The organism is Nocardioides sp. GXQ0305, from assembly GCF_050880345.1.
Taxonomy (GTDB): domain Bacteria; phylum Actinomycetota; class Actinomycetes; order Propionibacteriales; family Nocardioidaceae; genus Nocardioides.
Map to the genome: position 1 here is coordinate 132402 of NZ_JBNYXG010000005.1, position 19503 is coordinate 151904.

At 73.5% G+C, this 19503-nt stretch carries 19 protein-coding genes; 8 read left to right on the forward strand and 11 right to left on the reverse strand.

Annotation, left to right across the window (positions count from 1 at the left end):
• Positions 1-98: 98 nt before the first annotated feature.
• The 6 genes from ACQ1X7_RS14340 to ACQ1X7_RS14365 all read left to right on the forward strand — a co-directional run bounded on the left by ACQ1X7_RS14340 (position 99) and on the right by ACQ1X7_RS14365 (position 7977).
• Positions 99-224, forward strand: a complete 126-nt coding sequence (locus ACQ1X7_RS14340; protein WP_432478893.1) for a hypothetical protein — start codon at positions 99-101, stop codon at positions 222-224.
• An 11-nt stretch (positions 225-235) separates the two neighbouring features.
• On the forward strand, positions 236-1309 hold the full coding sequence (locus ACQ1X7_RS14345) for a 3-isopropylmalate dehydrogenase (protein ID WP_432478894.1): 1074 nt from the start codon (positions 236-238) through the stop codon (positions 1307-1309).
• A gap of 110 nt (positions 1310-1419) precedes the next feature.
• Positions 1420-2493, forward strand: coding sequence for a branched-chain amino acid aminotransferase (locus ACQ1X7_RS14350; RefSeq protein ID WP_432478895.1), 1074 nt, complete (start codon positions 1420-1422; stop codon positions 2491-2493).
• A gap of 378 nt (positions 2494-2871) precedes the next feature.
• Entirely contained in the window at positions 2872-4413 is a 1542-nt protein-coding gene (locus tag ACQ1X7_RS14355; protein WP_432478896.1) for a serine/threonine-protein kinase, read from the forward strand.
• 361 nt (positions 4414-4774) lie between these two features.
• Positions 4775-6355, forward strand: coding sequence for a citramalate synthase (gene cimA, locus ACQ1X7_RS14360; protein ID WP_432478897.1), 1581 nt, complete (start codon positions 4775-4777; stop codon positions 6353-6355).
• 77 nt (positions 6356-6432) lie between these two features.
• On the forward strand, positions 6433-7977 hold the full coding sequence (locus tag ACQ1X7_RS14365) for a sulfatase family protein (RefSeq protein ID WP_432478898.1): 1545 nt from the start codon (positions 6433-6435) through the stop codon (positions 7975-7977).
• Positions 7978-7983: 6 nt separating this feature from the next.
• On the opposite strand, the gene ACQ1X7_RS14370 is transcribed toward ACQ1X7_RS14365, so the two are convergent.
• The 3 genes from ACQ1X7_RS14370 to ACQ1X7_RS14380 are packed head-to-tail and all read right to left on the reverse strand — an operon-like array spanning position 7984 to position 9930.
• Entirely contained in the window at positions 7984-8586 is a 603-nt protein-coding gene (locus ACQ1X7_RS14370) for an energy-coupling factor transporter transmembrane component T (protein WP_432478899.1), read from the reverse strand.
• Between the two features lie 52 nt (positions 8587-8638).
• Positions 8639-9328, reverse strand: coding sequence for an energy-coupling factor ABC transporter ATP-binding protein (locus ACQ1X7_RS14375; RefSeq protein WP_432478900.1), 690 nt, complete (start codon positions 9326-9328; stop codon positions 8639-8641).
• Positions 9325-9930, reverse strand: coding sequence for a biotin transporter BioY (locus ACQ1X7_RS14380; RefSeq protein WP_432478901.1), 606 nt, complete (start codon positions 9928-9930; stop codon positions 9325-9327). The genes ACQ1X7_RS14375 and ACQ1X7_RS14380 overlap by 4 nt, the downstream gene beginning before the upstream one ends.
• An 89-nt stretch (positions 9931-10019) precedes the next feature.
• Here ACQ1X7_RS14380 and ACQ1X7_RS14385 point away from each other — a divergent pair, with 89 nt between their 5' ends.
• Positions 10020-10580: a TetR/AcrR family transcriptional regulator C-terminal domain-containing protein gene (locus ACQ1X7_RS14385; protein ID WP_432478902.1), complete on the forward strand. Its 561-nt coding sequence runs from the start codon at positions 10020-10022 to the stop codon at positions 10578-10580.
• A gap of 63 nt (positions 10581-10643) precedes the next feature.
• Here ACQ1X7_RS14385 and ACQ1X7_RS14390 read toward each other — a convergent pair whose 3' ends face one another.
• The 8 genes from ACQ1X7_RS14390 to ACQ1X7_RS14425 form a co-directional block, all read right to left on the reverse strand.
• The gene (locus ACQ1X7_RS14390) at positions 10644-11246 is read right to left on the reverse strand and encodes a pentapeptide repeat-containing protein (protein ID WP_432478903.1); all 603 of its coding nucleotides are present in this window, start codon (positions 11244-11246) and stop codon (positions 10644-10646) included.
• Positions 11239-11508: a DUF2087 domain-containing protein gene (locus ACQ1X7_RS14395; protein WP_432478904.1), complete on the reverse strand. Its 270-nt coding sequence runs from the start codon at positions 11506-11508 to the stop codon at positions 11239-11241. Before ACQ1X7_RS14395 ends, ACQ1X7_RS14390 begins: the two co-directional genes overlap by 8 nt.
• A 19-nt stretch (positions 11509-11527) precedes the next feature.
• The gene (locus ACQ1X7_RS14400) at positions 11528-12076 is read right to left on the reverse strand and encodes a M23 family metallopeptidase (RefSeq protein ID WP_432478905.1); all 549 of its coding nucleotides are present in this window, start codon (positions 12074-12076) and stop codon (positions 11528-11530) included.
• Positions 12073-13848, reverse strand: coding sequence for an IucA/IucC family protein (locus ACQ1X7_RS14405; RefSeq protein WP_432478906.1), 1776 nt, complete (start codon positions 13846-13848; stop codon positions 12073-12075). Before ACQ1X7_RS14405 ends, ACQ1X7_RS14400 begins: the two co-directional genes overlap by 4 nt.
• Positions 13845-14384, reverse strand: coding sequence for a GNAT family N-acetyltransferase (locus ACQ1X7_RS14410; protein ID WP_432478907.1), 540 nt, complete (start codon positions 14382-14384; stop codon positions 13845-13847). The genes ACQ1X7_RS14405 and ACQ1X7_RS14410 overlap by 4 nt, the downstream gene beginning before the upstream one ends.
• Entirely contained in the window at positions 14381-15682 is a 1302-nt protein-coding gene (locus ACQ1X7_RS14415) for a lysine N(6)-hydroxylase/L-ornithine N(5)-oxygenase family protein (RefSeq protein WP_432478908.1), read from the reverse strand. Before ACQ1X7_RS14415 ends, ACQ1X7_RS14410 begins: the two co-directional genes overlap by 4 nt.
• Entirely contained in the window at positions 15679-17121 is a 1443-nt protein-coding gene (locus ACQ1X7_RS14420; RefSeq protein WP_432478909.1) for a pyridoxal phosphate-dependent decarboxylase family protein, read from the reverse strand. The genes ACQ1X7_RS14415 and ACQ1X7_RS14420 overlap by 4 nt, the downstream gene beginning before the upstream one ends.
• 94 nt (positions 17122-17215) lie before the next feature.
• Positions 17216-18079, reverse strand: coding sequence for a 3-methyladenine DNA glycosylase (locus ACQ1X7_RS14425; RefSeq protein ID WP_432478910.1), 864 nt, complete (start codon positions 18077-18079; stop codon positions 17216-17218).
• A 25-nt stretch (positions 18080-18104) separates the two neighbouring features.
• On the opposite strand from ACQ1X7_RS14425, the gene ACQ1X7_RS14430 reads away from it, so the two are divergent.
• Positions 18105-19496, forward strand: coding sequence for a pyridoxal phosphate-dependent decarboxylase family protein (locus tag ACQ1X7_RS14430; RefSeq protein WP_432478911.1), 1392 nt, complete (start codon positions 18105-18107; stop codon positions 19494-19496).
• Positions 19497-19503: the final 7 nt, after the last annotated feature.

Consider the following 19503-nt stretch of genomic DNA (forward strand, 5'->3'; position numbering starts at 1 on the left):
CACCGCCGACGCCGACGGGCACGCGATCCGTGACCGGCTGGCGTGGCGTCCGCCGCGGGGACGTCAGCCCACTGACGACCACACCAGGAGAAAGACCCATGTACGAGATGTACCCCGACTGGGGACCGGCAGCCCACGACCCCGAGAACCCGCGCAGCCACGAGGCGATCCAGGCCTCGCTCGACCTGCGGGACAACGGTGGGCCGCGACCGGACGACAACTAGCCTCGGGCCCCATGACGCCCCCACAGAGTGCCGGCCACCGGATCGCGGTCATCGGCGGCGACGGCATCGGCCCCGAGGTCACCGACGAAGCCCTGAAGGTCCTCGGGTCCGTCCCGGACACGACCTTCGAGCCGACGCGCTACGACCTCGGCGCCGAGCGCTACCTCGCCACCGGTGAGGTGCTGCCCGACTCCGTGCTCGCGGAGATCCGCGAGCACGACGCGATCCTGCTGGGGGCCGTCGGCGGCAGGCCCGGAGACCCGAACCTCCCGCCCGGCATCCTCGAGCGGGGGCTGCTGCTCAAGCTGCGCTTCACCCTCGACCACTACGTCAACCTGCGGCCGTCCCGGGTCTTCCCGGGCGTGCCGACCCCCTTGGCCGACAGCGTGCTGGCCCAGGGCGACATCGACTTCGTGGTCGTCCGCGAGGGCACCGAGGGGCCCTACACCGGCAACGGCGGCACGATCCGGGCCGGCACCCGTCAGGAGGTGGCCACCGAGGTCTCGCTGAACACGGCGTTCGGCGTCGAGCGGGTGGTCCGGGACGCGTTCGCGCGGGCCCAGTCCCGGCCGCGCCGGAAGCTGACGCTGGTCCACAAGACCAACGTGCTCGTCCACGCCGGTGCCGTCTGGTCCCGGGTCGTGGCCGAGGTGTCCCGGGAGTTCCCGGAGATCGAGGTCGACTACCTCCACGTCGACGCGGCCACGATCTTCCTGTCCACCGACCCGGCGCGTTTCGACGTGATCGTCACCGACAACCTGTTCGGCGACATCATCACCGACCTGGCGGCCGCCGTCACCGGCGGCATCGGCCTCGCAGCGTCCGGCAACGTCAACCCCGACCGCACGGCCCCGTCGATGTTCGAACCGGTACACGGCTCGGCGCCCGACATCGCCGGCCGGCAGAAGGCCGACCCGACGGCCGCCATCCTGTCCGCGGCACTGCTGCTCGACCACCTCGGCCACACCAAGGCGGCCACCCGGGTCGAGGAGGCCGTCGTCGCCGACCTCGCCGAGCGAGTACCGGGGGCGTCCCGGCGTACCTCCGACGTCGGCGACGCCATCGCGGCGCGCGTCGCGGGCTGACGGTTTCCCCGGCTGAGCGGGGAAACCGGAGCCTGGCGCGGGAAGTTTCGCCCGCGAACCTCCAGTTTCCCCGCCTGAGCGGGGAAACCGACCTCGGATAGGTTGGCCCCATGCAGATCAGCACCACCCGCAACGAGCGGCCGGTCGCCGACGACCGGCTCGCCGAGATCCTCGCCGACCCCGGCTTCGGCACCCACTTCACCGACCACATGTTCACGGTCGAGTGGACGCCGGACGCGGGCTGGCACGACGCGCGGATCACGCCGTACGGCCCGCTCACCCTGGACCCCGCGACGGCCGTGCTGCACTACGCGCAGGAGACCTTCGAGGGGATGAAGGCCTACCGGCACGACGACGGCTCGGTGTGGACCTTCCGGCCGGAGGCCAACGCCCAGCGGATGGTGCGCTCCTCGCAGCGGCTGGCGTTCCCCGAGCTGCCGGAGGCCGACTTCGTCGAGGCGGTCGACGCGCTGATCGCCCAGGACGAGCGGTGGGTCCCTGACAGCACCGGCGAGAAGTCGCTCTACATCCGCCCGTTCATGATCGCCTCCGAGAAGTTCCTCGGCGTCCGTCCGGCCCAGCACGTCACCTTCATGGTGATCGCGAGCCCCGCCGGCGCCTACTTCAAGGGCGGCGTCAAGCCCGTGACGCTGTGGCTGACCGAGGAGTACACCCGCGCCGGCCGCGGCGGGATGGGCGCGGCCAAGACCGGCGGCAACTACGCCAGCTCGCTGGTGGCCCAGCAGGAGGCGATTGCCCAGGGGTGCGACCAGGTGGTGTTCCTCGACTGCCTGGAGGGGAAGTACGTCGAGGAGCTCGGCGGCATGAACCTCTACTTCGTCCACGCCGACGGTCGCATCGTCACGCCCGAGACCGGCACCATCCTCGAGGGGATCACCCGGGCCAGCATCATCGAGCTCGCCGGCAAGCTCGGCCACCAGGTCGAGGAGCGGAAGTTCTCCATCGACGAGTGGCGCGACGGGGTCGCCAGCGGCGAGATCGTGGAGATCTTCGCCTGCGGCACCGCGGCGGTCGTGACGCCGGTCGGCAACCTGTGCTGGAACGGCGGGGAGGCGCCGGCTCCCGCCAGCACCGACCTGACGCTCCGGATCCGGCAGTCGCTGGTCGACATCCAGTACGGCCGGGCCGAGGACACCTTCGGCTGGATGCACCGCGTCTTCTGAAGCCCGCGTCAGCGGGCTGAAGCGGACGCGGCCCTCCGGTGGCTGCTGAGCGCGTTCGCGATCGGGACGCCGGGTGGTGGCACGGCGTGGGCCGGAACCAGGAGGGGCTGGTCTGGACGTGGTGCGACAGGTTGTTCCACCACGTGTGGCAGCACCCCCTCCGGTTCGTGAACACCGCGTGCCGCATCCGGTCAGGGGGCGGGTGACCGCGCCGGGTGGTGGCACGGCGTGTACCGGAACCAGGAGGGCCGGGTCCCGGCGTGGTACGACAGGTTGTTCCACCACGTGTGGCAGCACCCCCTCCGGTTCCTGAACACCGCGTGCCGCATCCGGTGCCAGTTGCGGTCCGCGGGCGGCTCCGACAAGTAGCCTTCAGGCGTGACGTCCCCGCGCCCCGAGCACGCCCCGACGCTCCACGTCGGCGGCTACCGCCTGCTCGCCCGGCTCGGTGAGGGCGGCATGGGCGTGGTCCACCTCGCCCGCCGCGGCGAGGGACCTCGGGTGGCGCTCAAGGTGCTGCGGCCCCACACCGTCGGCGACGAGGAGGCCCGGCAGCGTCTCGACCGCGAGGTGCACTCGCTGTCGCTCATCCGCAGCCGCTGGGTCGCCGAGATCGTCGACGCCGACCCGTGGGGCGAGGTGCCCTACGTCGCGACCCGCTACGTGCCGGGTCTCTCGCTGCACGAGCTCGTCCAGGAGGAGGGGGCGGTCACCGGCGACGACCTGCGGTGGCTCGCCGACTGCCTGGCCGAGGGGGTCGCGTCGGTCCACGCGGTGGGAGTGCTCCACCGCGACGTCAAGCCGTCCAACGTGCTCATGGAGGGTCGGACGCCGATCCTCATCGACTTCGGCCTGGCGCGTGTCGCCGACGACCCGCGGCTGACCCATACCGGCTGGTTGCTCGGCACCCCCGGCTACCTCGCCCCGGAGATCCTGTACGGCGACGACGCCACGACCGCCTCCGACGTCCACTCGTGGGCCGCGACCGTCGCCTACGCCGGCACCGGCCGGCCGCCGTTCGGCCGCGGCCCCGCGATGGCGGTGATGGACCGCGTCCGACGCGGGCAGCACGACCTCTCCGGGCTGCCCCACGACCTGGCCGCGGTCGTCGAGCAGGCGCTCGATCCCGACCCGCGGCGCCGTCCCACGCTCGACCAGGTCCGCGACGCGCTCGGCGGCGGGCCGATGCCGACGGTGGTCACGCCGGGTCCCGACCGCGACCTCGACGACGACCCGTACACGGCGCCGCTCGCGATCGCTGCCGCCGGCCGCCAGCCGACGATCAGCCTGTTCGAGGACGACGAGGAGGAGGCACCCGGCGCCACCCGCTACCTCGACGAGCCACCCGCCCCCCGGACACCGTTCGCCGAGCGGCTGCGGCGCGGGGTGCTGCTCGCGAGCCTCGGCCTCGCCACGGCCACCGCGGTCACCGCGGCGCCGTGGGTGACGCTGGCGGTGGTCAGCCTGCTGGTGTGGCTGCTGCGCAGCGGCTCGCTCGCCGGCAGCGCGGCGGGCGCCCGTCGTACCCTGCGCGGGTCCCGTTGGTACGACGGCCCCCAGCTGTTGCTGGCCTCCCCGTGGCACGCCGTGCAGGCGATCCCGGGAGCGCTGCTGCTCCTGCTGTGGAGCCTCGGCCTCACCCTGGCCTGCGGGCTGCTGTGCTACGCGTTCGCCCTCGGGACGCAGGCGACGCTGCTGGCGTGCGGCGCCGTGCTGGCGCTCGCACTGTGGTGGGGGCCGGGCGGCTCGCGCCTCAGCGGGCCGGTCAACCGCCTGGTCCGGCCGGTGTCCCGCTCGTCCGGGTCCTGGGCCGTCGCCTGGCTGCTCGTGCTCGCTGCCGGCATCGGAGCCGGCGCGTACGCGACGGTGCAGGGCACGAGCTGGGAGCCGATCGGCCCGCCGCTCTCGCAGCTGCGCTGACCGCCGGCTCCCCTCGTCGTACCCGACATCGGTGCGGTGGACAGCGGCTCCCGACGACGGGGATTTCGGGTACGACGCACGCCCTCGGCCGCCCGCATGGCGAGAACGCCGTCTCACGGCGGGCGATCACGTGCGACACTCGTCGGGTGCTGCACCGGATCATCATTGCCTAGCGCGTCGACCCCCTCGACGCGCCGACCTCTCGTACCCGCGGGAGGTCTTTTCACGTCCCGGCCCCTGAGCCCGCGAAGGGGCCGTTGGGGACGGGAGGTTGAGGAGGGTCGGCGCACGTACGAGCGGAGCGAGGACTGGTGTGACCCGTCTCGAAACCTCAGTGACGTAGCAAGGAGAGTTCCACCCGATGGACCTGAACGACGGTTTCCACGTCTACGACACGACGCTGCGTGACGGTGCGCAGCAGGAGGGCCTGAACCTCTCCGTCGCCGACAAGCTCACCATTGCGCGCCACCTCGACGACCTCGGGGTGGGCTACATCGAGGGCGGCTGGCCGGGCGCCAACCCCAAGGACACCGAGTTCTTCCGGCGTGCCCGCGACGAGCTCGACCTGCGCCACGCGCGGCTCGCGGCCTTCGGGGCGACCCGTCGCGCGGGTGTCGCGGCGGCCGACGACCCGCTCGTCGCCGCCCTCCGCGACTCCGGCGCCGGCGTCGTGACGCTCGTGGCCAAGTCCCACGACCGTCACGTCGACCTGGCGCTGCGGACCACCCTCGAGGAGAACCTGGCGATGGTCCGCGACACCGTCACCCACCTGCGCGAGGAGGGCCAGGAGGTGTTCCTCGACGCCGAGCACTTCTTCGACGGCTACCGCGCCAACCGCGACTACGCCCTCGAGGTGCTGCGGACGGCGTACGACGCGGGCGCCTCGGTCGTCGCCCTCTGCGACACCAACGGGGGGATGCTCCCGGGCTGGGTCGCCGACGTGGTGCACGACGTCGTCGGCACGACGGGGGTACGGGTCGGCATCCACTGCCACAACGACACCGGCTGTGCGGTCGCCAACACCCTGGCCGCCGTTGACGCCGGCGCGAGCCACGTGCAGGGGACGATCAACGGGTACGGCGAACGCACCGGCAACGCCGACCTGGTCTCGGTCGTGGCCAACCTCGAGCTCAAGCTGGACCGGACCGTGCTGCCGGCGGGTCTGCTGCGTGACGCCACCCGGGTCGCCCACGCGGTCGCCGACGTCACCAACGTGCCGCCCGCGGGCCGGCAGCCGTACGTCGGCACCTCGGCGTTCACCCACAAGGCCGGGCTGCACGCGAGCGCGATCAAGGTCGACCCGGACCTCTACCAGCACATGGACCCCGCAGGTGTCGGCAACGACATGCGGCTGCTGGTCTCCGACATGGCGGGTCGTGCGTCGGTCGAGCTGAAGGGTCGCGAGCTCGGCTTCGACCTGGCCGGCGACCCGGAGCTCGTCACGCGGGTCACCGCCCGGGTCAAGGAGCTGGAGTCGCGCGGCCACACCTTCGAGGCCGCCGACGCGTCGTTCGAGCTGTTGCTGCTCGAGGAGGTCGACGGGGTGCGTCCGGCGTACTTCGACGTCGAGTCGTGGCGGGTCATCACCGAGACCCGGCCGGGCGAGGAGGCGTTGTCCGAGGCCACGGTGAAGCTGCGGGCCGAGGGCGTGCGCTACGTCGTCACCGGGGAGGGCAACGGGCCCGTCAACGCGCTCGACCAGGCGCTGCGCGAGGCGATCGGGCAGGCGTTCCCGGAGGTCGCGAAGTTCGAGCTCATCGACTACAAGGTGCGGATCCTCGACCAGGGCCACGGCACCGACGCGGTCACCCGCGTGCTGATCGAGACCACCGACGGGGTGTCGTCCTGGGTCACCGTCGGCGTGGGGGCCAACGTCATCGAGGCCTCGTGGGGCGCCCTGGTCGACGGGATGACCTACGGGCTGCGGCGACACGGCGCCTGATGGCGGGGAAGTCACACACGCCCCACTGATCACGTACGCTGCAGGCGCCCTGTCCCCCGTCCCTCTCGGATGCCCCTGTGACCTCACGACTCCTCGTCGCCCTGTTCCTGCTCCTCGCCGGGGCGTTGTCCCCGGCGACGGTGAGCCAGGCCGCGGCGCCCACGTCGACCGTCGTCGCGTCCGCGGCGGCGGCCGCCCCGTCGGCGGCCCGTCGCGCGGGCCGGCCGAACGTCGTGATGATCATGACCGACGACATGGCGGCGAGCGACCTGCGCTACATGCCCCGCACGCGTCGGCTGATCGGCCGCGCCGGCACCACGTTCGACGACGGGCTCTCGCCGAACCCGATGTGCTGCCCGGCGCGGGCCACGCTGCTCACCGGCCAGGAGTCGCACAACAACGGTGTGTGGTCCAACGGCGGGTCCCGCGGCGGGTACGCCGCGCTGCCCCGGGGCTCCCGCCTGCCCGAGTGGCTGCAGGACGCCGGCTATCGCACGGCCTTCCTCGGCAAGCACCTCAACGGGTTCCGGGCCGGGGAGGCCGACTCCGAACGCGGGTGGGACGTGCTCGACGCGCTGGTGGCCGGGGTCTACTCCTACCGCTCCTTCACGACCTGGGACAACGGGCGACTGTCGCGGGTCCGCGACGGGTACGTCACGACGCACCTGCAGCGTGGTGCCGAGCGAGTGATCCGTCGCTTCGACCGCCACGACCGCGACCCCTTCTTCCTGTGGGTGTCCCACGTCGGGCCGCACACCTCGCGGGACAACCAGTGCAGGTCCCGCTGCTGGGGTCCGCCCATCCCGGCCGCCCGCGACCGCGGCGACCTCGCCGGAACCCCCGCGCCCACACGGTCGCTGCCGTCGTTCAACCACGCCAACGACGCGACCAAGCCGCCCTTCCTCCGGAAGCTGTCCTCGGTCGCTCCCCGTGAGGTCGACCGGCAGTTCCAGCGCCGGATCGAGGCACTGCGGTCCGTCGACCGGTCCGTGGCGGACACCGTGAGGACGCTGCGGCGGCGCGACGAGCTCGGCCGCACGATGCTGGTCTTCACCTCCGACAACGGGTACCTGCTCGGGCAGCACCGTTACGTCGGCAAGCGACTGCCGTACGAGGGGTCGGTGCGGGTCCCGCTGCTCGTGCGTGGACCCGGGGTCCGCGCCGGTGCGCACACCGGCCAGCCGGCGACCTCGGCAGACCTCAGTCGCACCATCGTGGACGTCGCGGGAGCGGCGGCGCCGCACCCGCTCGACGGGGTGTCGCTGGTGCCGGCGTTCCGCGGCGAGCCGACCGGGCGGATGGCGTCGATTCTGCAGACCGGCGCCGACCTCGACCCCGAGGGTGACCGTCGGCTGGCCGTGCAGCCCGATGACCGCGGCTGGCTCTACCGCGGTTACCGCGACAGGCGCTGGACCTATGCGCGCTATCCCGACCCCGCCGGCCCGGACACCGCCGCGTTCGAGGAGCTCTACGACCGGGACGCCGACCCCGACGAGCTGCACAACCTCGTCGACGAGCCCGGCTACGCCGGCGTGCTGCAGCAGGCGAGGCAGCGAGCCCTCCAGCTCGCGCTGTGTGCCGGCGACGGGTGCCACCCCGCCTGGGAGCCGATCCAGCCCTGAGGCCGCTCAGTCGCCGATCCCGCGGGCGTCGAGGGCCTCGCCGGTGGCGCGGGCGTGGGCGACCGACCGGATGACCAGCGGGACCAGGCGGGCGCGCGGGTCGCGCTCGAGCCCGCGGGCGCGGGCGGCGTCGCGGGTCTCGACGGCGAGGTCGACGGTCGTGGGCACCGCCCGGATCATCAACGAGAACGCCAGCGCGACCCGTTCGGGGTCCACGCCCACGCGCCGAAGCGGTCCGAGCCCGCGGGTGACCGCGTCGAGCACCTCGTCGACCGGCGTCGTCACCGTCACGACCGTCGCCAGCAGCACCAGCGCCAGCAGGTCGGCGGTCACCTCGACGGCCCGCTCCCAGCCGCGCTGCCCGGCGGTGTAGGCGAGCAGCAGCGCCGCCGTCAGCAGCAGCACCCGCAGCGACCGCAGCAGCCGTCGTACGCCGGCGCCCGACCACGCCGCGAGGACCACCGCGGCCGCGAGCCCGACCACGGCGCTCACCGGGCCGCGCAGCACCACGACCACCACGCTGGCCACGAGCAGGCCGAGCAGCTTGGCCGAGGCGGGGAGCCGGTGCAGCCACGTGGTCCCGGGCTGGTGCAGGCCGAGGAGGCTCATCTTCGGGGTCCCTGTTCGAAGCGGAGCGAAGCGAGCATTCGAATGGGGTGATTCATGTCCGGCTCCGGTAGGTGTCGACCACCTCGGCCGGTGGCCCGTCGGCGACCACCTTGCCCGCCTCCACCAGCAGCGCCCGCTCGCAGCGCTGGGCGAGGTCCAGGTCGTGGGTGACCAGGAGCAGCTGCTGGGGGAGCGCGAAGAGCAGGTCGGCGACCTCCCGGGTGTTGCGCAGGTCGAGGAGCGTGGTCGGCTCGTCGGCCACCAACACGTCGGGACCGGTCGCGAGCACCCCGGCGAGCGCGAGCAGCTGCCGCTGGCCGCCCGACAGCGTGTGCACGCTCCGGTCGGCGAGGTCGGCGAGGCCGTAGCGCTCCAGCACCGCCACCGCCGCCTCCCGCCGCTCGGCACGGTCCGGGTGGGACCGGCGCAGCGAGAGGGCGACGTCCTCGGCGACGGTCGGCATCACCAGCTGCGCGGCCGGGTCGGTGAAGCAGAACGCCACCCGTCGCCGTACGGCGGCGCCGTCGCGGGCGACGTCCAGGCCGTCGACCAGCACCCGGCCGGTCGTGGGGGTCACCAGGCCGTTGACCAGCCGCGCCAGGGTGGACTTGCCGGAACCGTTGGCGCCGACCAAGGTGACCCGCTGCTCGGTGAGGGTCAGCGTCGTCGGCTCGAGGACCGCGACGTCCCCGTGGGAGGTGGGGAAGCGGACCGTGACGTCGTGGAGCTCGATCCGGCTCACGCGGGCGCGGGTTCGCCCTGCCGCGGGGAGCGGGAGCGCGGGGGGAGCAGGTCGGGGAAGGCTCGGTGGACGGCGGTCGCGACGACGGCCATCGCCAGGTTCTTGAGCGCGTCGCCGATCCAGAACACCTTGTCGATGTCGAAGGCCTCGCCCCAGGTGAGGTCGGCCCGCAGCACCAGCCCGGCCATGCCGAGGGTGTGGATGAACAGCGCGCTGCTGACGAGCCCGGCGAGGAAGATCAGGGGCACGCTGGTGGCGACCTTGTCGCGGGGGAGCCGCTCGACCAGGAAGCCGCAGAAGCCCGCAGCGAGCGGGAAGCCGAGGAGGTAGCCGCCGGTCGGGCCCGCGAGGACGGCGAGACCGGCGGCGCCGCCGGAGAAGACGGGCAGACCAGCGGCCCCGGCCGCAACGTAGAGCAGCACGGCGAAGAAGCCACGCCGCGCGCCGAGCACGGCGCCGGCCAGCAGCACCGCGAAGGTCTGCAGGGTGATCGGCACCAGGCCCGCCCCCACCTGGATGGCCGGCAGCAGCGCGCACGCGGCGACGAGGGCCGCGAAGCCCGCGATCAGGGCGAGGTCGGTGCTGGTGCGGCGGGCGCTCATGGTGGGTCCTTCTCGAAGTGAACTGAACGGCGTTCAGGTTAGGGTGGGCGCCGATCGGGGTCAACGCCGGGGACCGAGGGGAGCATCACGTGCGCCACCGCCGCGACGACGTCGTCGACCGGGCCCTCCGGGTCCTCGACGACCACGGCCTCGCCGACCTCACCATGCGCCGCCTCGGCTCCGAGCTGGGGCTGCAGCCCAGTGCGCTCTACCACCACTTCCCGAGCAAGCAGGTGCTGCTGGCCGCGGTGGCCGACAAGATCCTGGCGCGGGGCGCCCGGGCGGTGCCTGCGGGGGAGTGGGACGACCGGGCCCGCGCCGCCTGCCGCACGTTGCGTGACTCCTGCCTGGCCTGGACCGACGGTGCCGAGGTGGTCGCGACCGCACGTGCCTTCGGGCTCGGCGCCCGGGCGCCGTACGACGAGCTGGTGGCGGTGCTGGTCGGCGGCGGCGTGCCCGACGAGCTCGCGGCGGCGGCGGCCCGGACCCTGCTCCACTTCGTGCTGGGGCACGCGACGGACGAGCAGACCCACCGGCAGGCCGGCAGCGCCGGCGCCATCGACACCGACCCGGAGACCGACCTCTCCGCCGACTTCGCGACCGGCCTCGACCTGGTGCTCGCCGGCCTGCGCGCCCGCGTGACGCGATAGCTGGACGCAGAAGTCATCGGCGCAGGCCGATCCATGGTGATTTCGGCGTCCAGCTGTCCACGGTCAGGGGCTGACGTCGACGTCGGCGCCGTGCAGCTCCGCCAGCAGCACCGCGCCGGGCAGGTCGAGCCGGGTACGGCGCAGGCGCGCCGCCGACAGGTCGACCCGGTCGAGGGAGGCGCCGCGCAGGTCGGCTCCGCCGAGGTCGGTGTCGCGCAGGTGGGCCCCGTCGAGCCGGCAGTCGCGGAGCACCGACTCCGACAGGTCGGAGAGCGACAGGTCGGCCTCGCGCAGGTCGACCCCGGTCAGGTCGAGCCGGGCCAGCTTCGCGCCCCGCACGACCACACCGCCCCACTGGCCGCCGGTCACGGTCATCGGCCGCATCGTGCAATCCACGAACACCGATCCGGACATCTTGCAGCCCTCCAGGGTCGCGTCGAAGAAGCTGGTGCGGACGAACTCGCAGGCCACGAACGCCGTCGCCCGGTGGACCGAGGAGTTGAGGCGGCACCCCGCGAACCGGCAGCCCTCGAACATCGCGCCCGACGTCGAGGCCTCGGTGAGGTCGACATCGGTGAAGGTGCAGTCGGTGAACCGGGCGGCGCCCAGCTCCTCGCCGTACCAGTCCTCGTCGCGGAACTCACGCCCGTCAGCGCCCTCAGACATCAACAGTCCCGCCGCTGCGCCAGTAGCGGCCTGCCTCGCGGGTGAGGAACAGGTCGTCGACGAGGTAGCGGCGCAGGGCGGCGTGGTCGGGGTGGAAGCGCTGCAGGATCTCGTTCACCTCGCCCTCGGCGTAGACGCGCCCGGGCTCGAAAGACTGCGCGAGGTGGTCGAGGACGACCAGCATCTTGGCGCGCTTGGACGGCAGGGTGGGCAGTCGCCCGTCGTCGGTCAGGAAGTTGCGGAGGACGCGCTCGTCGGACACGCCTCCACCCTAGGTGCGGTCACCGACGGGCCCGGAGGTCGAGCAGCGGACGCGGGCGGCCGGCGGTGGAGAGGCCGCCCCGGATCGCCCGCTTCTCGAAGTGCAGGTGGCAGCCGTCGGGGGCGGCGTTGGCCCCGGCCCGGGCGATCCGCTGCCCGGCGAGCACCCGGTCGCCGGGCTCGACGAGCACCCGGCGGGCGTGGCCGATGACGACGTCCCAGTCGTGGGTGAAGTTGCGGATCCGCAGCACCTTGCTGCCGTACGCCGGACCCAGGCCCTGGGTGCCGACCACCCAGCCCCGGCGGCCCGCCGTCAGCGGGGTACCGCACTTCATCGCGAGGTCGATGCCGTGGTGGAAGCCCCGGTTCCTCCGGCACCGCGGGTCGGGAGAGTAGTACGGCGCCCGGGTGCAGCCGAACGGGATCATGATCCGGTGCCGGCCGTGGAACCAGGGCGAGCCGTAGCGGGTGGTGTCGTCGGTGTAGAACTCCCAGCGCGGGTCGGCCGCCGCGGGGGGCGCCCCCGTCGTCAGCGCGATGACCAGCAGCAGGGCTCCGAGCAGCCTCATGGGTCCACTGTGGCACGCGCGATCGGGTTCGTCAGCGTGCCGGCGTACATCAGCGACTCCGCCTGGTCGGACAGGTCGACCATCTGCCGGGTGTTGCGCAGCTGCAGGCGGTTGAGGCAGCTGTGGCGGAACTCCGCCCGCTGCAGGTCGTACGCCGACGCCGCCTCGGCGAGCTCCGGGTGGTCGGACCGGTGCTGCTCGACCACGGCCGCCACCTCCTCCCAGAACGACTGCGCGTCGAGCAGCCCGTCCTGGTCGAGGATCGCCGCGAGGAACCGCAGCACCCCGTCGAACACGTCGGTGTGCAGCGCCAGCGCCCGGACGTCGGGCTCGATCTCCTGCCGGACCCGCTCGACGTCCGCGGGGACCGGACGCGCCGCCGACATCACGCACACCTCCTCGCCGATGTCCTTCATCACCACGCGGGCGACGGCGTCGTCCCGGAGCACCAGCACCAGGTTCTCGCCGTGCGGCATGAACGCGAGGTCGTGGGCCAGCAGGCAGTGCACGATCGGGCGGACGTAGGCCCGCAGGTAGCCGCGGACCCAGGTCACCGGAGCGAGCCCGGACCGCTCGACCAGCTGCGAGACCAGCGACACGCCGTCGGCGTCCCGGTGGAGCAGCGCGGCCATCGTCATCAGCCGCTCGCCGTCGCCCACCCGGGGAGCGGGGGGCTCGCGCCACAGCGCGGCCAGCATCTTGCGGTACGGCGAGGGCACGTCCAGCGCGTGGTAGGCGTCGCCCGTGTAGCCGATCGCCGCCCGCTCCCGCAGCACCGAGAAGCCGCAGGCGCGCAGCGTCTCGTCGCGCTCGACCAGCGCCGCCACCCAGTCGTTGATCGCCGGGGTCGCCTCCATGTACGCCGGCGAGAGGCCGCGCACGAAGCCCATGTTCTGGATCGCGAGCGCGGTCTTCACGTAGTGGCGGTCCGGGCGGCTGGTGTTGGCGAAGGTCCGGATCGACTGCTGCGGCCGGTAGTCGTCGGTGGTCTCGCCGAGCGGCACCAGGTCGCCGCGCGCGACGTCCGGGGCGAAGGTCACGGCCACGTGGTGGCGGAACTGCCACGGGTGGACGGGGAGCAGCAGGTAGTCGGCCGGGTCGAGCCCGCGCTCGCGCAGGGTGTCGTCGAACGCCGCCCGCTGTCCCGCGTCGAGCTCCCCGGCGTACAGCGACTCCTCGGTGAGCCCGGCGCCCAGCGCGAGGTGGGTCCTCGACCGTCGCGCCGCCAGCCACAGCAGCCGCACCGACGGACCGGCCTCCGGCGCGTACGCCGTGTAGTCGCCGAGGTCGAGCCCGATCCGGCCGTTGTTGGCGAGGAACGCCGGGTGTCCCTCGGTCATCCCGGACTCGACCGTCTGGTGGTCGGCCCCGGCCAGGGTCGCCGCCGACGCGACGGAGTGGCGGCGCTTCCACATGCCCGACGCGAGCGTGCTCGCCAGCTCCTCGAGGTAGGCGGGCAGCAACGCGTCCGGGATGCCGAGCGCCGCGGAGTGCGCCGCGACGAACGCCTGGACCTCCGGCGGCGCCGGCTCGTCCTTGACCCGCCGTTCGACGGTGGCCGGGTCGACCAGCCAGTGGTCGAGCGGGAACCGGCGGGCCGTGAACTCGTGGACGGTCCCGCCGTCGGGGCTGGTCACCCGCCACCGGCCACGCCCGGCGGGCTCGGGGGAGACCAGCCGCTCGTGGGCGAGCTCGCCGAGCGCCTTGGCGAGCAGGTGACGCTGCGAGCGCTCCAGCAGGTCGGGGGTCAGGTGGGCGGTGTCCGGAGTCATGCGACCTCCTCGGCCAGTGGGGACCGCTCGAAGGCGGTCCGGGTGCAGAAGGACAGGGCGGCGTCCTTGCCGGCGAGCGGGACGACGCGGGCGACCACGAAGCCGGCCTCGGCGTTGAGGACGGCGATCCGCTCGTTGCGGACGTCGGGCTCGACCACGACCCGGGTCACCGCGGGGTCGGCGAAGCAGTGCTCCATCACGGCGTGGAACACCCGTCGGGTGAACCCGGGCAACGGGCGGTCGCCGGGCGCCACCAGGACGTGCATCCCGAGGTCGCCGGGCCGCAGCTCGGGCAGTCCGGCCAGCTCGGAGTGGGCGGGGTCGTAGGTCTCGGCGAGGAACGCCGGTTCCCCGCCCACCCGGCCCAGCCACGCGTCGTGGTGGGCGGCCCCGGCGATCAGCCGGTACTCCCGCGCGACGTCCGCGACGCTCGCCTCCGACATCTGCCAGAAGACCGAGCGCGGGTGGGTGACCCAGGCGTGCAGCAGCCGCGCGTCCCGCTCGACGTCGACCGGCTCCAGGGTGGTGCCGTTCACGTCCCCGGCACCTCCCGGAGGTGGTCGGGGACCCCGAACGACTGGACCGCGATCTGCTTCTCGACCGGGTAGACGTCGCGGCCGAGCATCGAGGCGATGATCACCGAGTTGCGGTGCGCGCCCATGCCGAGGTCGGGGGCGACCAGCCCGTGGGTGTGCTCCTCCGCGTTCTGCACGTAGATCTCGGAGCCCGCGTGGTCGATGGTGTAGCCGGGGGCGACGGCGTACCGGCCCCGCGCGTCCCACGCGATCCGGTCGCGCACCCCGTCGAGGAACGACGGCACCCGGGCGCCGTACCCGGTCGCCATCACGACCCCCTGGGCCCGCAGGCCGAAGGCCTCGCCGGTCTCGGTGTGGTGGAGCGACAGGTCGTGCGCGGCGCCGTCCCACCGGCCCTCGGTGACCGCCGTGTTGGTGAGCAGCGTGACCGGCGGGAGCTCTCCGCTCACCCGCAGCTGGTAGTGGAGGTCGAAGATCTCGTCGACCAGGTCGCCGCTGATGCCCTTGTAGAGCGACCGCTGCTCGCGCAGCAGTCGGTCGCGGGTCCGCTCCGGCAGGTCGTGGAAGTACGCCGAGTACTCCGGCGAGGTCATCTCGAGGGTCAGCTTGGTGTACTCCATCGGGAAGAAGCGCGGGCTCCGGGTCAGCCAGGTGAGCGCGTAGCCCCGGTCCCGGCTCTCCAGCAGCAGGTCGCGGTAGATCTCCGCGGCGCTCTGGCCGCTGCCGACGACGGCGATCGAGTCGAGGCCGAGCAGCTCGTCCTTGCGGTGCAGGTAGTCCGAGGAGTGCAGCGCCGGCCCGCCGTCGGTGAGCAGGTGGTCGACGCAGTCCGGGACCTTCGGCGTGGTGCCGGTGCCGAGCACCAGCCGGCGGGTCCAGTGCCGCTCCCCGGTCGCGTCGGTGACGACGTACGCCGTCCCGTCGTGCTCGACGCGGTCGACTGCCCGGCCGAACCGCACCGAGCGGAGCCGGTCGGCCGCCCACCGGCAGTACTGGTCGTACTCGCGCCGGAGCGGGTAGAACGACTCGCGGATGTAGAACGGGTAGAGGTTGCCGGTCTCCTTGAGGTGGTTGAGGAAGGAGAAGCGGGACGTCGGGTCGGCCATCGACACCAGGTCGGCGAGGAACGGCACCTGCAGCGTCGCGTCGTCGAGCAGCATCCCGGGGTGCCAGGCGAGCTCCTGGCGGGCCTCGAGGAACAGGCCGTCGAGCTCGTCGAGGGGATCGGTCAGGCAGGCCAGACCCAGGTTGAACGGGCCGAGACCGACGCCGAGGAAGTCACGGACCTCCCCGGTCACGAGGCCACCGCCTCGTCCTCGTCGAGCAGGTCGTCGCCCTCGGCCGCCACCCGGTCGAGGAGGCGCCGGACGTCGCCCAGCTCGGCCGCCGGGTTGAGCAGGGTCAGCTTCAGCCAGCGCTCCCCGTCGACCGTGGTCGCGGCGACGAGTGCCGTCCCTCCGTCGTAGAGACGCGCGCGCACCTCGTCCGCAGGCGCGCCCCGGCGGTGCCGGAACACCACCGTGCTCAGCTGGGGGCGAGCCGCCAGCTCGAGGTCGGGGTGGTCGGCGAGCAGGTCACCGACCTCCCGGGCCAGGTCGACGACGTGCTCGACGTAGGAGCCGACCACGTCCGCGCCCATCACGCGGAGCGTCATCCAGAGCTTGAGTGCGTCGAACCGGCGGGTCGTCTGCAGGCTCTTGTCGACCTGGTGCGGCGGCTGCGTCCCGTGGCTCACCCGCGGGTTGAGGTAGTCGGCGCGCCAGGTGACGTGCCGCAGCCGGCGTCGGTCGCGGACCACGAGGGCGCTGCAGGACACCGGCTGGAACCACGTCTTGTGGAAGTCCACGGTCACCGAGTCGGCGCGCTCGATCCCCGCCAGCCGCGGCCTCAGCCGCTGCGAGGCGAGCAGCCCACCGCCGTACGCCGCGTCGACGTGCAGCCAGGTGCCGAACGACCGGCACAGCCCGGCGACGGCCGGCAACGGATCGATGGCGCCGAAGTCGGTCGTCCCGGCGGTGGCGACGACCGCGACGGGGACGTCGCCGGCCGCGACGATCCGGGCGAGCGCGGTGGCGAGCGCGTCCGGGTCCATCCGCCGGTGGTGGTCGGTCGCCACGCCGACGACCGCGTCGTCGTCCAGCCCGAGCAGCCGGGCCGAGGTCTGCACGCTGAAGTGGGCCTCCTGCGAGGCGACGATCCGCATCCGGCCGGCGTCCAGGCCGGGGTGGTGCTCGCGGGCGACCTCCCGCGCCAGCAGCAGCGCCTGCAGGTTCGACTGGGTGCCGCCGCTGGTGAACACGCCGTCCGCGTCCGGCCCGAGCCCGACCCGACCGGCCGTCCAGTCGACGAGGTGCCGCTCCACGAAGGTGCCGCCGACGCTCTGGTCGAAGGTGTCGAGCGAGGGGTTCACCCCGGAGACGAAGAGCTCGGCCAGCACCGCGGGCAGCACCACCGGGCAGTTGAGGTGGGCGGCGTAGCCCGGGTCGTGGAACCAGACCGCGTCGTCGAGCCAGATCCGGCCCATCTCGGCGAGCGCCTCGTTGGCGTCGCCGAGCGGGCGGTCGAGGTCGATCCGCCGGACCAGCCGCTCCGCGGCCTCCGGGCTGCGGCCGGTCGCCGGTCGGGTCGCGCCGACGAGCGCCTCGGTGAGCCGGTCGACGCCGGCGTGCATCGCGTCGGCGTACGCCGCGGCGTGGGCGGGGTGGAACAGGTGGTGCAGGGGAGGGGGCGTGCTCACCGGTCGACCTTCCGAGAGAGGCGATTAGGTAAGCCTTACCTTATTCACGGTCGTCGACCGGTGCGCAAGCCTGCTGCCCGCGGAGCGAGGTTCCTCACACCGCCAGCAGCCGCTGGCACTCCTCGACCAGCCGCGCCCGCAGCGGCGCCCCGCGCTCGGCGAACCCCGCCTGGGCGGCGGCGTACTCCCGTTTGCCGACGGCGGTCTCGATCCGGACGGGCGTCCAGGGCTCGCCGGTCGGGTCGAGGGTCACGCCGGTCATGTCGTACGGCGCCGCCCGCATGTCGAGCACCCGGATGTCCCAGGCGAGCTCGAAGCAGTCGGCGACCAGGTCGGAGGCGACGAGCGGGGTGAGCCGGAACGCGTGCTTGTAGAGGTCCATCCCGGCGTGCAGGCAGCCCGGCTGCTCGAAGTCGGGGCGGTCGTCGCGACCTGGGGAAAGCGTGTTGCGCGGCCGGGCGTCGTCGGTGAAGAACCGGAACGCGTCGAAGTGGGAGCAGGTGATCCGGTGCGACTCGACGACGGTGTCGGTGCCCCTGCCGCCGAGCCGGAGCGGCTGGGGGTGTCGGGTGTCGCCAGCGCGGTAGACCATCGCCCACTCGTGCAGCCCGAAGCAGCCGGTGTGGGCGGGTCGTGCCGCGGTGGCGGTCAGCAGCCGGTGGGTCGCCCGCAGCAGCGGTCGCTGCGACTCGAGGTGGTCGCGGGTGACCGTGCCGCCGGCGTACCCCTTCAGGCCGTCGTACGCCGGGGCGTCGAGCAGCCGTACGCCGAAGCCGGGGTGCCAGCGCACCAGCTGCGCCGGCCGCTGGGAGTAGTAGGAGAAGAGGAAGTCGTGCACCGGGTGGGTCTCGCCGCGTCGCCGTCGGGCGAGGTGCGGCTCGACGTACGGCGCCAGCCGCGCGGCGTGCGCCCCCGCACGCGCACGCCACACCGCGGACGGCAGGGACTCGACGGGCACGCCACGAGGGTACGAGGATGTCCCCGTGCACGACGACGTCGTGGGAGCCCTGGAGGGAGCGCACGCACACGCGCTGGGCTGGCTGGCCTCGCTCGACACGCGCGCCGTCCCGGCCCGCGAGGTCGCCGCGCAGGTGGCGGACCGGCTCGGCCGCGAGCTGCCGGACGGGCCCACCGACCCGCGCGACGTGGTGGAGCTGCTGGCCACGGCGAGCGAGCCGGGACTGGTCGCGATCCCGTCGGGCCGGTTCTTCGGCTTCGTGATCGGGGGGACCCATCCCGCCGCGCTCGCCGCGGACTGGCTCACCAGCGCCTGGGACCAGAACGCCGGGCTGCGGTTCCTGACTCCCGCGGCCACCGCCATGGAGGACATCGCCGAGGCGTGGGTGGTGGACCTGCTCGGCCTGCCGCCGGGCTGCGCCGTCGGCTTCGTCACGGGCGGCACCATGGCGAACTTCACCGGCCTCGCCGCCGGGCGCGACACCGTCCTGGCCCGGGCCGGGTGGGACGTCGCCGAGCGGGGTCTGGTCGGGTCGCCGGGGGTGCGGGTCCTGGTGGGGGAGGAGCGGCACGACTCGGTCGACCTGGTGCTGCGCTACCTCGGCCTCGGCGCCCCCGAGACCGTGGCCGCGGACGACCAGGGCCGGATCGACGTCGCGGCGCTGCGCCGTGCGCTGGAGGAGGGCGGCGACCGGCCGACCGTGGTGTCCCTCCAGGCCGGCAACGTCCACTCGGGGGCGTTCGACCCGATGGCCGAGGCCATCGAGGTCGCCCACGCCCATGGTGCGTGGGTCCACGTGGACGGCGCCTTCGGGCTGTTCGCCGCCGCGTCGCCGGCGTACCGCCACCTGATCGCGGGGTTCGAGGCCGCCGACTCGTGGGCGACCGACGCGCACAAGACGCTGAACGTCCCCTACGACTGCGGCCTGGTGATCGTGAAGGACCCGGTCGCGCTGCGGACGTCGATGTCGATGCACGGCGAGTACCTGATCCGCGACGCCGCCGGCGACCCCTTCGAGAAGGTCCCCGAGCTGAGCCGGCGCAACCGCGGTGCCACCGTCTGGGCGGTGCTCCGCTCGCTCGGGCGGCGCGGGGTCGCCGAGCTGATCGAGCGGCTGGCCGGGCACGCCCGGACCTTCGCGGACGGGATCGCGGCGATCGACGGCGCCCACGTGCTCAACGACGTGGTCTACACGCAGGTGTGCGCCTCCTTCGGCGACGACGCGACCACCGTGGACGTCGTCGCCCGGATGCTCGCCGACGGCACGGCCTGGACCACCGGCTCCCGCTGGCGGGACCGCGCGGTGCTGCGGGTGTCGGTCAGCAACTGGTCGACGACCGACGACGACGTCGCCCGGACCATGACCGCTCTCCGCGCAGCCGTGGCCGCGGCGAGGGAGGTGGATCCCGCTCGATAGGCTCGCC